A 14140-nucleotide genomic window follows, 5' to 3' on the forward strand; every position below is an offset into this window, starting at 1 on the left:
CAACGAAGAAGCCGGCTTCTCTGTTGATAAAATACCCATCCGCCGGCGCGTCACGGGTGCGACGGATGCCGCAGACGGGCCAGCGCGCGCGGCAGGGTTTCGGCCAGCACGTCCAGCTCTGGCGCGGGGGCGCAGCTGATGCGGATGCAGCGGTCCAGCGGCGCGACGCCGGGCATGCGGACGAAGACGCCTTCCGTCTCCAGCGCGGCGACCAGCTGCCGGGCGAAGGCGCCGTCGCGGGCGGTGTCCAGCGCCACGAAATTGGTGGCCGAGGGCAGCGCGCGAAGCCCGTTCTCCGCCCCGATCCGGCCGATCCGGTCGCGGGCGGCGGCGGTGCTGGTGCGGATATGGGCCAGCCAGTCCTCGTCGCCAAGCGCCGCCAGCGCGCCGGCCTGAGAGATGCGGCACATGCCGAAATGGTTTCGGATCCGGTCGAAGCCCGCGATCAGCTCGGGATGGCCGATGGCATAGCCGACCCGCGCGCCGGCCATGCCATAGGCCTTGGAAAAGGTCCGCATCCGGATCACGCGGGGATCGTCGGCCGAAATTTGCGGCACCGCCTCGGCCGGGGCGAATTCGGCATAGGCCTCGTCGAGGATCAGCAGGCAGTCTTCGGGCAGCATCGCCACCATCTCCTCGATCGCGCCGCCGGCCAGCCAGCTGCCCATCGGGTTGTCGGGATTGGCCAGGTAGACCAGCCGCGCGCCGGTCCGCCAGGCAAGGTCCAGCAGGGCCTGCGGGTCCTCGGCATCGTCGCGATAGGGGGCCTTGTGCAGCACGCCTCCGAAACCCGCGACGTGATAGTTGAAGGTCGGATAGGCCCCGTCCGAGGTCACCACCGCATCACCCGGCGCGATCATCAGCCGCACCAGCAGGCCCAGAAGCCCGTCGATCCCCTCGCCCACCTGGATATGGCCGGGCGTCACCCCCAGCCGTCCGGCCAGCGCCTGCACCAGATCGAAGCTGACCGAATCGCCATATTGCCAGACCAACCCGGCCTCGGCCCGCATCGCCTCGACGGCGCGGGGGCTGGGGCCGAAGCCGTTCTCGTTCGCGCCCAGGCGGGCGGCGAAGGGGCGGCCCAGCCGGCGTTGCAGGGTCTCGGGGCCGGTGAAGGGCACGGTGGCGGGAAGAGCCGCCGGGATCGGGGCGAAGCGCGGTGTTTTCATGGCTGCAAGCGATGGCCGATTCGGCCCCCTTCCACAAGTCCCGTCCCGCAAGTCCCGGCTGCGCGCACGGCCGGAACGGCGTTCAGCCTTCGACCAGCGCCGCAAGCTGGTCCAGGCACTGGCCCCAGCCCTCGGCGAAGCCCATTTCCTCGTGCTTGCGGCGGTCCGCCTCGTCCTTGTGCAGCACGCGCGCGGAATAGCGCGTGCCGCCGCCTTCCTCGGGGTCCATCAGCACGATCACGGTGATGAAGCCGGTGCCGGTCGGGCGGAATTCCGGCCCCAGCGCATCGGTCCAGATCAGCTTGTGGTTCGGCTCGGCCAGCAGGACGCAGCCCGGCCCCTGGTCGATCTCGGTGCCGTCGGGCATCCGCATGGCGATGTCGCAGATGCCGCCGGGGCGCGGCTCCAGCGCGGCGCGCAGGACCTCGACCGGCTTCGGGGCGAACCATTGCCGCAGCTGGTCGGGCTCGACCCAGGCGCGCCAGATGCGGTCGGGCGGGGCATCCAGATGGCGCGAGATCACCAGATCATTGCCATCCACGGTCACGACATTCTTCGGCATCCTTCGGCCCTCTCGTTCTGCATCGCCCGCACAGCCTGCCGCGCAAGCCGGCCATGCGTCAACCGGCAGGGGGCGCGGGCCTAAAAGGCGCGGAAGGTCATCGTGGTCAGGGTGCGGCTGATATGGGGAATGTCGAACAGGCGATCGGACAGGAAGCGGCCGACATCCTCGTCCTCGGGGATGTAGATCTTGGCCAGCAGGTCGTAATCGCCCGAGGTCGAGTAAAGCTCGCTGACGACCTCGCGGTCATAGATGGCCTCGGCGACCTCGTAGGTCTTGCCGGGGGCGCAGCGGAACTGGACGAAAACGGGGCGCATCGCGGCTCTCCTGTCAGCGGGGGCGGCGGCAGGTTAGCGCGCGGGCGGTCGCGGGGTCCAGTCCCCGCGCGCATGGCCGCGCCAGAAACGCGCCATCAGCAGGATCGCGGCCAGCGTCAGGCCGACGCAGAGCCCCAGCCACAGGCCGGCGGGGCCGACGCCCAGGGGAAAGGCCAGCCCATAGGCGACCGGCATCCCCACCGCCCAATAGCTGAAGCCGGCGATCACCATCGGCACGCGGGTGTCATGCACCCCGCGCAAGAAACCAAGCGCGATCACCTGGAAGGCGTCGGTCAGCTGGAACAGCGCCGCGTAAAGCAGAAGCCCCGCGCCGATGGCGACGATGGCGGGCGCCTGCGGATCGCCGGGGTCCAGGAACAGCATCACCAGCGGCCGGGCGAACAGCAGGTAGATGGCGATGGCGATACAGGCGAAGACCAGCGACAGCCCGATCACCGTCACGGCGGCGTCGCGCATCCAGATCGCGTCGCCGCGCCCCTTGGCCTGCCCGACCCGCACCGTCGCGGCATTCGACAGGCCCAGATGCGCCATGAAGGTGATCGAGGTGATTTGCAGCGCGATCCCGTGCGCCGCCAGCTGCTGCGTCCCGATCCAGCCCATCATCACGTTCGAGCCGACGAACAGCCCGCCCTCGGCCACCATGGTCAGCCCGATCGGCCAGCCGATCCGCGCCACCTCGCGCAGCGCCTGCCAGTCCGGCCGCCAGAAGCGGTGGAACAGCTGGTATTGCCGCGCCCGCGGCAGCCAGCGCGCATAGAGCACCAGCGCCGCCAGCTGCAGCACCTGCACCGACAGGCTGGTGATCGCCGCGCCCTTCACGCCCAGCTCGGGCATGCCCAGGTTGCCGAAGATGAAGATCCAGTTCAGCAGGATGTTCACGCCCAGCCCGACCAGCGTGACCCACATCACCACCGCCGTGCGCTCCAGCGCCGCCAGGTAGGAATTCAGCGTCAGCTGCCCCAGCACCGCCGGCAATCCCCAGCCCGCGATGCGCAGATATTGCTGGGCCAGCGCGGCCACCTCGGGGGTCTGGCCCAGGGCCAGCAGGATCGGCCCGGAAAACCACATCAGCGGCATGACCGCCAGCGCATAGCCCGCCGACAGCCACAAAGCCATGCGCGCGCCGCGCCGCACCTCGGTCTCGTTGCCGCTGGCGATATGGGTGGCGATCAGCCCCATCACCCCGGTGCCGAAGCCCATGCCCAGGAAGAACAGCACATGGAAGAACGAGGTCGCGATGACCAGCGCCGCCAGCGGCACCACCCCGTACCAGCCGATCATCACCGTGTCGCTGACCCCGATGGCCATGCGCGCCAGGTGGCTGCCGATCAGCGGCAGACCCAGCGACAGGGTCGCGGCGACATGGGGGGCGTAACGGCTGCTCATTTCAGCGGCATATCCTTGCCCGCCGGTTCCGGCAATCACCCGATTTGCACGTCCTGCAAAAACCTGCCTCTCGCACTGCTTGAAAATACCTTCGGGGTCGCCGGCTGATGCGCCACGGGTTCAAGCACCAGCCGGCGACGGGGGCAGACGGCCCCCCACCCCGCTTGCCGGGCGGTCAAGCATCTGCGATAGAAGGCCCGTTTCCAGCCGACATGGAGGAGGCCCATGAGTTTCCGCGCCCGTCACCTTCTGGGCATCGACCACCTCGCGCCCTCCGAAATCGTCACGCTTCTGGACCTGGCCGAGGATTACGTCGCGCTCAACCGCCGCACGGTCAAGCATTCCGACGCGCTGGCCGGGCTGACCCAGATCAACATGTTCTTCGAGAACTCGACCCGCACCCAGTCCAGCTTCGAGCTGGCCGGCAAGCGGCTGGGGGCCGACGTGATGAACATGGCCGTCGCCCATTCCAGCGTGAAGAAGGGCGAGACGCTGATCGACACCGCGCTGACGCTGAACGCGATGCAGCCCGACCTGCTGGTCGTGCGCCACCCGCATTCCGGCGCCGTCAACCTGCTGGCCGAAAAGGTCAATTGCGCCGTCATCAATGCCGGGGACGGGCGCCACGAACATCCCACCCAGGCGCTTCTGGACGCGCTGACCATCCGCCGGGCCAAGGGCCGGCTGCAGCGCCTGACCGTCGCCATCTGCGGCGACATCGCCCACAGCCGGGTCGCGCGCTCGAACCTGATCCTGCTGGGCAAGATGGAGAACCGCATCCGCCTGATCGGCCCGGCGACGCTGATGCCCGCGGGCGCAAGCGAGATGGGCGTGGAGCTGTTCGAGGACATGCGCGAGGGGCTGAAGGGCGCCGATGTGGTGATGATGCTGCGGCTGCAGCGCGAACGCATGGACGGCGGCTTCATCCCGTCCGAGCGCGAATATTACCACCGCTGGGGGCTGGACGCGGAAAAGCTGGCTTTGGCCGCGCCGGATGCCATCGTCATGCATCCCGGCCCGATGAACCGGGGCGTCGAGATCGACGGCACCATCGCCGACGACATCAACCGTTCGGTGATCCAGGACCAGGTCGAGATGGGCGTGGCCGTGCGCATGGCCGCGCTGGACCTGCTGGCCCGCAACCTGCGCGCCGAACGCGGCCGCGCCGCCGCCGGAGTGATGGTATGACCACGACGCTTTTCGCCAATGCCCGCCTGATCGACCCCGAGGCGCAGACCGACACCCCCGGCAGCCTGCTGGTCCGCGAGGGCGTGATCGCGGGGACGGGCGCGCCGGACGAGGCCGCGCCGGAAGGGGCGGCGGTGATCGACTGCCAGGGCCGCGCGCTGGCCCCCGGCCTGGTCGACTGGGGCGTCAAGATCGGCGAGCCGGGCGAGCGTCACAAGGAAAGCTTCCGCAGCGCCGGGCTGGCGGCGGCGGCGGGCGGCGTGACCACGGTGATCGCGCGCCCCGACACCGCCCCGCCCATCGACACGCCGGAATCGCTGGAATTCGTCACCCGCCGCGCCAGTGACGCGCCGGTCAACATCCGCCACATGGCGGCGCTGACCAAGGCCCGCGAGGGGCGCGAGATGGTCGAGATCGGCTTTCTGACCGACCTGGGCGCGGTGGCCTTCTCGGACGGGGTGCGCGTGATCCGCGACGCGAAGCTGCTGGCGCGCTGCATGACCTATGCGCGCGGGCTGGACGCGCTGATCGTCGGCCATCCGCAGGAACCCGACCTGTCCAAGGGCGCGGCGGCGACCAGCGGCAAGTTCGCCTCGCTCTACGGCATCCCCGCCGCCTCGCCCGTGGCGGAATCGATGGGGCTGGACCGCGACCTGGCGCTGGTCGCGATGACCCGCTGCCGCTGGCACGCCGACCAGGTCACCACGGCGGGCGCCCTGCCCGCGCTGCGGCGCGCGCGCGAGGGCGGGCTGGACGTGACGGCGGGGATCTCGATCCACCACCTGACGCTCAATGAATTCGACGTCGGCGATTACCGCACCTTCTTCCGCTTCACCCCGCCCTTGCGCCCCGAGGACGACCGGCAGGCGATGGTGCAGGCGGTGGCCGAGGGGCTGATCGACGTGATCGCCAGCTTCCACACCCCGCAGGACGAGGAATCCAAGCGCCTGCCCTTCGAGGCCGCCGCCCCCGGCGCGGTCGGGCTGCAGACGCTGCTGCCGGCCGCCATGCGGCTTTATCATCAGGGCGGGCTGTCGCTGCCGCAGCTGTGGCGGGCGATGTCGCTGAACCCGGCGAAGCGGCTGGGCCTGCCCGCCGGGCGGCTGTCGGCCGGCGCGCCCGCCGACCTGGTCCTGTTCGATCCCGACGCGCCCTTCGTGCTGGACCGCTTCACGCTTCTGTCGAAATCGAAGAACACCCCCTTCGACGGCGCGCGGCTGGAGGGCCGGGTGCTGGGCACCTGGGTCGCGGGCAAGCGCGTTTTCGGAGAACGGCCATGATCGCGGCGCTCTGGGCGGTTTTCGGCTATCTGCTGGGCTCGGTCCCCTTCGGGCTGGTGATCGCGCGGGCGCTGGGGCTGGGCGACCTGCGCAAGATCGGCTCGGGCAATATCGGCGCGACCAATGTGCTGCGCACCGGCAACAAGCCCGCCGCGCTGGCCACGCTGCTGCTGGATTCCGGCAAGGGCGCCATCGCCGTGCTGCTGGCGCGCCATTTCGGCGGAGAGACGGCGGCGCTGCTGGCCGGGGGCGCGGCCTTCCTGGGCCATTGCTTCCCGGTCTGGCTGGGCTTCAAGGGCGGCAAGGGCGTCGCGACCTTCCTGGGCACGCTGATCGCGCTCTACTGGCCGCTGGGGCTGGGCGCCTGCGCGATCTGGGCGGTGACGGCGGGGATCAGCCGCATCAGCAGCCTGTCGGCGCTGATGGCGGCGGCGCTGTCGCCGGTCTTCGCCTGGGCCGCGGGCCGCACCGACGTGGCGCTGGTCTGCGCCTTCATGGCGGTGCTGATCTTCCTTCGCCACCGCACCAATATCGCGCGGCTGCTGGACGGGACCGAGCCCCGGATCGGCCGCAAGGGCTGAGCCTCAGCGTTCGGCCACCAAGGTCCGCCCGGCGGGACGCGCCGGCAGCGTGGCGGCACGGGCCGGGGCCTGGGACGCCGGTTCTGACGGCGCCACCTCGCGCAGCGGCTGGCCCGAGAAGGGCCGCGCCAGCCCGACCGAGGGACCGGCCGCCGCCGCCTGGCTGGCCAGGCGCTTCAGCGATTCCGCCCCGCGCCGCGCCGAAATCGCGATCGAGATCAGCGCCATGCAGGCGCCGGCCAGCAGGACCAGCGCGACCAGGCCCAGCACGCCCAGGAAGATCGGCAGGGGCGGCACCGTCTCGGCCCGCGTGGCCAAAGTCACGACCGCCGCGATCAGCGCCACGACGCCCGTCGCGAAGACGGCGCCCACGACGCGCTGCACCCAAACCATCACATCCGCCCGCATGTCCTGCCCCCGATTTTTTCGGTGTTTCACGGCATCCGGGGTGCCACCGGCGGCGGCGCGTTGCAAGCCCGGCGCGGGCCGGCGCCGGTCATAATCTCGTGCGCGGGGGACGGGCGGATCAGGGCTGCGCCAGCTTCTCGACCGCCTCGGCGGTGCGGCGGGTGTTGTTGTAGATGCCGAGGCCCAGATAGATCATCCCGGCCATCAGGATCAGGTACAGCGACCCGGCCAGCAGCACGGCCAGCCCCTGCAGGAAGCCCCCTTGCGCGCTGAACATGGTGATCAGCGCGCCGATCACGATCATCGCAGCCCCCAGAACGACCACCACATTGATGATCCGCTCCATCCACAGAATGAAAAAGTCGCGCATTGCCGTCTCCTGGTTTGGAAAGTCCCGAGGATGCTGGCGCAGGCTGGCGGCCGGGGCAAGGTCAGTAGGAATATTCTCGATAGACCGGCGACAGGTCGCCCTGCCATTCGCCGTGATATTTCGCCAGAAGCTCGTCGGCGGGCACCTTGCCCGAATCGACGCTTTCCTTCAGGGCGTTGAGGAAATGCGTCTCGTCCGGGACCAGCCCGCCCGCCCCGGCGCGGGCGCGGTTCTTCAGGCCCTGCTCGGCGATCTTCAGCACCTCGCGCGCCAGATCGTGCAGCCCGATGCCGCCCGCCTGGCCGGCCAGCGCATCGCGCGCGGCCGCGCGGCGCAGCCCCTCGCGGGTCTCGTGGTCCCAGCCCTTGACCAGGTCCCAGGCAGCATCCAGCGCGGTCTGGTCATAGGTCAGCCCGACCCACAGGGCGGGCAGCGCGCAAAGCCTGCGCCACGGACCGCCATCGGCGCCGCGCATCTCGATGAATTTCTTGACCCGCGCCTCGGGGAAGACCGTGGTCAGGTGGTCGGCCCAGTCCGACAGCGTCGGCACCTCGCCCGGCAGGGCCGGCAGGCGGCCGTTCAGGAAGTCGCGGAAGCTCTGCCCCAGCGCGTCGATATACTTGCCGTCGCGATAGACGAAATACATCGGCACATCGAGGACGTAATCCACCCAGGCCTCGTAGCCGAAGCCGTCCTGGAAGACGAAGGGCAGCATCCCGGTGCGGGCGTCGTCCAGGTTCTGCCAGATATGGCTGCGCCAGCTTTTCATGCCGTTGGGCCTGCCGTTCAGGAAGGGCGAATTCGCGAACAGCGCGGTGGCCACCGGCTGCAGCGCCAGCGCCACGCGCAGCTTCTGCACCATGTCGGATTCAGAGCCGAAATCCAGGTTCACCTGAACGGTGCAGGTCCGGTACATCATGTCGGTGCCCATGGTCCCGACCCGGCCCATATAGTCGGTCATCAGCCGATAGCGCCCCTTGGGCATCATCGGCATCTGGTCCTGCGTCCAGATCGGCGCCGCGCCAAGGCCCATGAAGCCCGCGCCGATGCGGTCGGCGACCTCCTTCACCTCGGCCAGGTGCTGGTTCACCTCGTCGCAGGTCTGGTGGATGGTTTCCAGCGGCGCGCCGGACAGCTCCAGCTGGCCGCCGGGTTCGAGGCTGATATTGGCGCCGTCGCGTTCCAGGCCGATGATGTTGTCCTGCTCCAGCACCGGCGTCCAGCCGAAGCGTTCCTGCAAGCCGGTCAGCATCGCCTTGATCGAACAGTCGCCCTCGTAGGGCAGCGGCAGGTTCCGGGCGTGGTCATAGCCGAACTTCTCGTGCTCGGTGCCGATGCGCCAGCGGTCGGGCGTCTTCTCGCCCGCGGCCAGATAGGCGGCAAGCTGATCGCGGCTTTCAATCGGGCCACCGCCCTGCTGAGGAACTGACATGCGTGAACGTGGCCTTTCTGGATTGCCGGTCGGTCACAGGTGGCAAGCCGCAAGGGTCAAGTCAAGCCGCCTCAATGCGGCCTCGTCCAAACGGTGCGCATTGTCGCGGAACCACTTGACAGATGCTGCAGCGCCAGCGCGACGGCGCCCATGTCCAGCCCGTCCAGCGCCGTGAAGGCATGGGCCAGCGCCTCGGCCCCGGCCGCATCGACCGGCACCAGCAGCGCCTCGCCCCGCTGGTTGCGCAGCTGCCAGTGCGGATGCTCGGCCACCATCAGCAGCCGGATCTGGACCAGGTCGCGCAGGGCGATCTCTCCGCCCAGGGTGCGGGCGCCGTAATAGCGGATCGCGCCCTCGTCGATCTCGACCATGCCGGGCGAGGCGACGGCGCGCCGGAAGGGCAGCCGGCGGATCGCCCCGACCAGAAGCGCGGCGCCCACCAGCAGGGCAAGCCCGCCAAGCACGCCGAAGAACCAGCCGCCGCGCAGCGCCAGCCACAGCCCGGCAAGGGCGATCGCCCCGGCGATCAGCAGTTCGGCATGACGCGCCGCCCAGTCGCGCAATTCGGGGCGAATCACGGCACGGCCCGCCGCAGGGCGCCGGCCGCCGCGATCACCAGCGCCCCAGCGCGTCTTCGTCGCTGTCCTTCGCCGCCACCCAGTCGCCGCCGCCATCGGCGCCGATCTCGCGCTTCCAGAAGGGGGCGCGGGATTTCAGCCAGTCCATCAGGTAATCGGCCGCGTCGAAGGCCGCGCGGCGGTGGCGGGCGGCGGTGGCGACCATCATGATCGGCTCTCCGACCGCAAGGCGGCCGTGGCGGTGGACGATCAGCCAGTCGCTGAGCCCGAAGCGGCGCGCGGCCTCGGCACCGTAATCCTGCAGCGCGCGTTCGGTCATGCCGGGATAATGCTCGATCTCCAGCGCCTGCATCGCGCCGGTATCGTCGCGCACCAGGCCGGTGAAACTGACCACCGCGCCCGCCCCGCGGCCGAAGCCGGCCAGTTCCTGCGCGAGATCGAAAGCTTCGGTCTGGACGCGCGCCGCCATCGCCTAGCCCCCGGTCATCGGCGGGAAGAAGGCGACCTCGCGCACGCCGTCCAGGGGCGCGTCCAGGTCGGCCAGCTGCTGATCGACCGCGCAGCGGACGGCGGAAAGATCGGCGAAGGCGGCCGCGTGCCAGTCGTCGCGCGCGGCCAGTTCGGTCACCAGCTCGCGCACCGTCGCAGCGCCGGTCTCGACCCGTTCGCGGGGCTGGCCGATCCGCTCGCGCAGCCAGGCGAAATAGAGGACGTCAATTGCCACGGCGATCATCGCGCAGATAGGGGCGCGCCTTCACGAAATATTCCCAGCCGGTCCAGGCCGTCAGGCCGGCGGCGATCCAGATCAGCAACAAGCCGGCCTGCGTCGCCAGGTCGGCCCAGCTGGCCGAGAACCAGGGCAGATGCGCCTCGCCCACCAGGGGCGGCTCGCCATGTTCGACATAGGCGAGGCCGGTGCCCAGGAACAGGACCGCGATGGCGACCATCTGGGTGGTGGTCTTCCACTTGGCCAGATAGGTGACCTTCAGCAGCTTCGCATTCGCGCCCAGGAATTCGCGCAGGCCGGACACGAAGACCTCGCGGAACAGAATCACCGTGGCGGGCAGGATCAGCCAGGGGTTCATGCCGGAATAGCCGGTGATGACGACGATCGCGATGACCACCATCGCCTTGTCGGCGATCGGGTCCATCGCCGCGCCGAAGCGGCTTTCCTGCTGCCAGGCCCGCGCCAGATAGCCGTCGAACCAGTCGGTCACGGCCGCCAGCAGGAACAGCGCCAGCGCCGCCCAGTCGGCCCAGGGCCGGTGGAAATACAGAAACATCAGCGGCACGCCGGGTGCCGCGATCAACCGCAGAAGGGTCAGGATATTGGGAACGGTCCAGCGCATGGCGGCAAGCTAGTCACTGGCGCGGGACTTGGAAAGGGGCGGCGAAGACGAAACCGTCCGCGCCGCCCCGGTTCGGCCGGGCATTGCCGGTCCGGGCTCAGGCGTTTTCCAGCAATTCCGGATAAAGCGTATAGCTTTGGTCGCCGATGGTCAGCTGCACCGCCTTGATCCGGCTTTCGCCGAAATGATGGGTGCGCATTCCGACGACGGTGATCCTGTCGCCGGTGCTGGCCGAGCCGTTGTTCAGCCCCGCCTGTTCGTTGCGGGCGCGGTCGGCCAGTTCGATGGTCCAGTTATAGCCGTCCGCGGCACGAACCTGCAGGGTGCGGTCCGAGCCGGTGATGTTGTTGTCGATCACGGTCGCTTCGAGGCTGGTCATTTCGGCCTCGAACTCGGCCCAGCTGTCCTGCGCAAGGATGTCGTCGCGGGCGTAGACAGGGAATCGCAGGGCAATCTGACCTGAAAGGGGGAAATGCGGCATGGCAGCCTCCTTCAGTTTTCGGGGTGAGCAGATATCAACCATAACGTGATCCGAGCCGATGTTGGCGGTAGCAACCTACCTGACCGAAAGATAGGTGGATTTTTGGCGAGATCGCGTTCCGGCCGGCGAATCACCCTGCGCCATGAGAGCGCGCGAAAATCGAGTGATCGGCAGGGGATATGGCGCGCGGCGCATCGGGGGCGCCGCGCGTGGGGTCTAGCAGAGCGCCTCGGGATAAAGCTCGAAGGCGCGGTCGCCGATGGTCAGATGCACGGCCTTGATCCGGTATTCGCCGAAATGCCGGGTGCGGCGGCCGATGACATGGACCTCGTCGCCCGGCAGGGCGGCGGCGCCGGTCAGGCCGACCGCGACATTGCGCGCGCGGTTGGCCAGTTCGATGGTCCAGTTGCGGCCGTCACGGCAACGGACATGCAGCACCGGATCGCTGCCATCGATATAGTTGTCGGTGACGATGGCGTGCAGTTCGGTCAGGCTCGGCTTGAACTCGGACCACAGGTCGTCGCCGAAATCCTCGGTCAACGGGAAGACAGGGGTCCGGGCAGCAGCGATGCCTTGATGGGGCAAACGGGGCATGAGGGGCCTCCTTCGTCGATTGGTTGAGCAGATCACAACCTTAGCGTGACGAATGGCCGGCAAAGCGGTAGGAAATTACCGGAAACCGTGCCGCAGCGCAGAACCATGCCTTTGTCATCACGAGGAGATTCCGGCAAACACGCCTGTGTGAAGGATAAATCGCGACTGTGCCGGTCGGGGATTATTTTCGGGCCGGATGCAAAAAAGAAGATAATTCTACACTAAGTCAATCGTGATTTAAGTCTATCGGCGCGCCGCCGCGGGGACCGGCCGCCGAATCACCCCCCTGCGGCAGGCTCATCCGCGCGCGTTGAAATGGTCATGAACCTTCTGCGCCATCGCGGCCGAGATCCCCTCGACCGCCTGCAGATCGGCCAGGCCCGCGCGGCTGACCGCCTTGGCGCTGCCGAAATGGGCCAGCAGGGCGCGCTTGCGGGCCGCGCCGATGCCGGCGATCTCGTCCAGCGGGTTGGCCATGACCGATTTCGCGCGGCGGGCGCGGTGGGTGCCGATGGCCCAACGATGCGCCTCATCCCGCAGGCGCTGGATGAAATACAGCACCGGATCGTTCATCCGCAGCGCAAAGGGGGGCCGGCCGGGGCGGTGGAATTCCTCTTTGCCGTGATCGCGGTCCACGCCCTTCGCCACGCCGATGACCGGGATGTCCTCGACCCCCAGATCGGCCAGGATGCCCTCGACCGCCGAGACCTGCCCCGCGCCGCCGTCGATCAGCAAGAGGTCCGGCCAGGCCTCGCTCTCGCGGTCGGGATCCTCTTTCAGCAGCCGGGTCAGGCGGCGGGTCAGCACCTCGCGCATCATGCCGAAGTCGTCGCCGGGGGTGATCTCGGTGCCCTTGATGTTGAACTTGCGATACTGGCTCTTGATGAAGCCCTCGGGGCCCGCGACGATCATGCCGCCGACGGCGTTCGTGCCCTGGATATGGCTGTTGTCATAGACCTCGATCCGGCGCGGCGGGCCGGGCAGGTCGAAGGCCTGCGCCACGCCTTCCAGCAGCCGGATCTGCGCGGCGCTTTCCGACATGCGGCGGGCCAGGCTTTCGCGGGCATTGCGCAGCGCGTTCGTCACCAGCTCGAACTTCTCGCCGCGCCGGGGCACGCCGATGACGATGCGGCGCCCGGCGCGTTCCGACAGGACCTGGGCGGTCAGTTCGGGATCCTCGGGCGCGTCCGACAGCAGGATCATGCGCGGCGGCGGCTTGTCGTCATAGAATTGCAGCAGGAAGGCCTGCATCACCTCGTCGGGCGATTCCGCCCCGCCCAGCCGCGGATAGAAGTCGCGGTTGCCCCAGCTCTGGTTGCCGCGGATGAAGAAGACCTGGACGCAGGCCTGCCCGCCTTCCATGTGCAGCGCGACGATATCGGCCTCGGCCACGCCGCGCGGATTGACCGCCTGCACCGACTGCACGGCGGTCAGCGCCTTGATCCGGTCGCGCAGCGCGGCGGCGCGCTCGTATTCCATCGCCTCGGCCGCCTCGGCCATCTCGGCCGCCAGGGCGGACTGGATCGCGGTGGTCTTGCCGCGCAGGAACCGTTCCGCGTCAGAGACCAGCGTGGCGTAATCCTCTTGCGAGATGCGGCCCACGCAGGGCGCGCTGCAGCGCTTGATCTGATACAGCAGGCAGGGCCGGGTGCGCGATTCGAAGACCGAATCCGTACAGTTGCGCAGCAGGAACACCCGCTGCAACTGGTTCAGCGTCCGGTTCACCGCCCCGGCGCTGGCGAAGGGGCCGTAATAGTCGCCCTTCTCGGACTTCGCGCCGCGATGCTTCTTGATCTGCGGGAAGGCATGGCTTTTCGCCACCAGGATGTTCGGGAAGGACTTGTCGTCGCGCAGAAGCACGTTGTAGCGCGGCTTCAGCTGCTTGATCAGGTTCTGCTCCAGCAGCAGCGCCTCGGTCTCGGTGCGCGTGGTCAGGAACATCATGCTGGCGGTCTCGCGGATCATCCGCGCGATCCGCGCCGAATGCCCCGAGGGGCGCGCATAGTTCGACACCCGCGCCTTCAGGTCCCGCGCCTTGCCGACATAGAGAACCGCGCCCTGCCCATCCAGCATCCGATAGACGCCGGGGCTGCCGTCGAGCGTGCGAAGATAATCCTGGATCAGCGCGTGGCCGGTCTTCTGGGTCATGGTGTCAAGAAAGTGATTCTTTGCACTGGCTGCAAGTTCCGGCGTGCGATTGCAAGGGTTAAGGTTTCCACCGAACATGTGGATAACTCTGTGGGCGAGTTGTGAGCCGCAGGCGCTTCGTCCAATGATCGTTACATTCCTGTAGCATTGCCCAGAAAATAGGCAGCAAAATACCGCGTTGTTTCGCAACGATTTTTTATGTGATCGCCGCAAGGGACTGAAATTGCGCCCAGATTCCGCGGGCCGGGGAATCTGTCCCGCCAACGGTGGACAAAG

17 protein-coding genes are annotated in these 14140 nt (G+C 68.5%); 3 read left to right on the forward strand and 14 right to left on the reverse strand.

The window, feature by feature from the left end; genetic code table 11:
- Positions 1–50: 50 nt before the first annotated feature.
- The 4 genes from C9E82_RS13075 to C9E82_RS13090 form a co-directional block, all read right to left on the reverse strand.
- Positions 51–1169, reverse strand: coding sequence for a pyridoxal phosphate-dependent aminotransferase (locus C9E82_RS13075; RefSeq protein ID WP_119897585.1), 1119 nt, complete (start codon positions 1167–1169; stop codon positions 51–53).
- A gap of 82 nt (positions 1170–1251) precedes the next feature.
- Positions 1252–1731 (reverse strand): SRPBCC family protein, encoded by a 480-nt coding sequence (locus C9E82_RS13080; RefSeq protein WP_119897586.1) that lies wholly within the window; start codon positions 1729–1731, stop codon positions 1252–1254.
- A gap of 80 nt (positions 1732–1811) precedes the next feature.
- Complete coding sequence (locus C9E82_RS13085) at positions 1812–2048, reverse strand: Lrp/AsnC ligand binding domain-containing protein (protein WP_119897587.1); 237 nt, start codon at positions 2046–2048, stop codon at positions 1812–1814.
- A gap of 33 nt (positions 2049–2081) precedes the next feature.
- Positions 2082–3455 (reverse strand): MATE family efflux transporter, encoded by a 1374-nt coding sequence (locus C9E82_RS13090; protein ID WP_119897588.1) that lies wholly within the window; start codon positions 3453–3455, stop codon positions 2082–2084.
- 225 nt (positions 3456–3680) lie between these two features.
- Here C9E82_RS13090 and C9E82_RS13095 point away from each other — a divergent pair, with 225 nt between their 5' ends.
- Genes C9E82_RS13095 through plsY form a run of 3 tightly spaced genes read left to right on the forward strand, consistent with a single transcriptional unit; the run spans position 3681 to position 6504 of the window.
- On the forward strand, positions 3681–4643 hold the full coding sequence (locus C9E82_RS13095) for an aspartate carbamoyltransferase catalytic subunit (protein ID WP_119897589.1): 963 nt from the start codon (positions 3681–3683) through the stop codon (positions 4641–4643).
- Positions 4640–5923, forward strand: a complete 1284-nt coding sequence (gene pyrC, locus C9E82_RS13100; protein ID WP_119897590.1) for a dihydroorotase — start codon at positions 4640–4642, stop codon at positions 5921–5923. Before C9E82_RS13095 ends, pyrC begins: the two co-directional genes overlap by 4 nt.
- Positions 5920–6504, forward strand: coding sequence for a glycerol-3-phosphate 1-O-acyltransferase PlsY (plsY, locus tag C9E82_RS13105; RefSeq protein WP_119897591.1), 585 nt, complete (start codon positions 5920–5922; stop codon positions 6502–6504). Before pyrC ends, plsY begins: the two co-directional genes overlap by 4 nt.
- 3 nt (positions 6505–6507) lie before the next feature.
- On the opposite strand, the gene C9E82_RS13110 is transcribed toward plsY, so the two are convergent.
- The 10 genes from C9E82_RS13110 to uvrC all read right to left on the reverse strand — a co-directional run bounded on the left by C9E82_RS13110 (position 6508) and on the right by uvrC (position 13864).
- Positions 6508–6912: a hypothetical protein gene (locus C9E82_RS13110; RefSeq protein WP_119897592.1), complete on the reverse strand. Its 405-nt coding sequence runs from the start codon at positions 6910–6912 to the stop codon at positions 6508–6510.
- Positions 6913–7030: 118 nt separating this feature from the next.
- Positions 7031–7282, reverse strand: a complete 252-nt coding sequence (locus tag C9E82_RS13115) for a hypothetical protein (protein WP_119897593.1) — start codon at positions 7280–7282, stop codon at positions 7031–7033.
- Positions 7283–7343: 61 nt separating this feature from the next.
- Entirely contained in the window at positions 7344–8714 is a 1371-nt protein-coding gene (locus C9E82_RS13120) for a glutamate--cysteine ligase (protein WP_119897594.1), read from the reverse strand.
- A 71-nt stretch (positions 8715–8785) separates the two neighbouring features.
- A complete protein-coding gene (locus C9E82_RS13125) occupies positions 8786–9292 on the reverse strand; it encodes a hypothetical protein (protein ID WP_119897595.1) in 507 nt (168 codons plus the stop codon).
- Positions 9293–9326: 34 nt separating this feature from the next.
- Positions 9327–9761, reverse strand: a complete 435-nt coding sequence (locus tag C9E82_RS13130; RefSeq protein WP_119897596.1) for a molybdenum cofactor biosynthesis protein MoaE — start codon at positions 9759–9761, stop codon at positions 9327–9329.
- A gap of 3 nt (positions 9762–9764) precedes the next feature.
- Positions 9765–10010, reverse strand: a complete 246-nt coding sequence (moaD, locus tag C9E82_RS13135; RefSeq protein WP_119897625.1) for a molybdopterin converting factor subunit 1 — start codon at positions 10008–10010, stop codon at positions 9765–9767.
- Complete coding sequence (gene pgsA, locus C9E82_RS13140; protein WP_119897597.1) at positions 10006–10641, reverse strand: CDP-diacylglycerol--glycerol-3-phosphate 3-phosphatidyltransferase; 636 nt, start codon at positions 10639–10641, stop codon at positions 10006–10008. The genes moaD and pgsA overlap by 5 nt, the downstream gene beginning before the upstream one ends.
- Positions 10642–10738: 97 nt before the next feature.
- Positions 10739–11122: a hypothetical protein gene (locus C9E82_RS13145; RefSeq protein WP_119897598.1), complete on the reverse strand. Its 384-nt coding sequence runs from the start codon at positions 11120–11122 to the stop codon at positions 10739–10741.
- Between the two features lie 216 nt (positions 11123–11338).
- Entirely contained in the window at positions 11339–11716 is a 378-nt protein-coding gene (locus C9E82_RS13150) for a hypothetical protein (protein WP_147393059.1), read from the reverse strand.
- 297 nt (positions 11717–12013) lie between these two features.
- Positions 12014–13864, reverse strand: a complete 1851-nt coding sequence (gene uvrC, locus C9E82_RS13155; protein ID WP_119897600.1) for an excinuclease ABC subunit UvrC — start codon at positions 13862–13864, stop codon at positions 12014–12016.
- Positions 13865–14140 lie beyond the last annotated feature (276 nt).

The organism is Paracoccus sigandri, assembly GCF_003709565.1.
Classification (GTDB): Bacteria; Pseudomonadota; Alphaproteobacteria; order Rhodobacterales; family Rhodobacteraceae; genus Paracoccus; species Paracoccus siganidrum.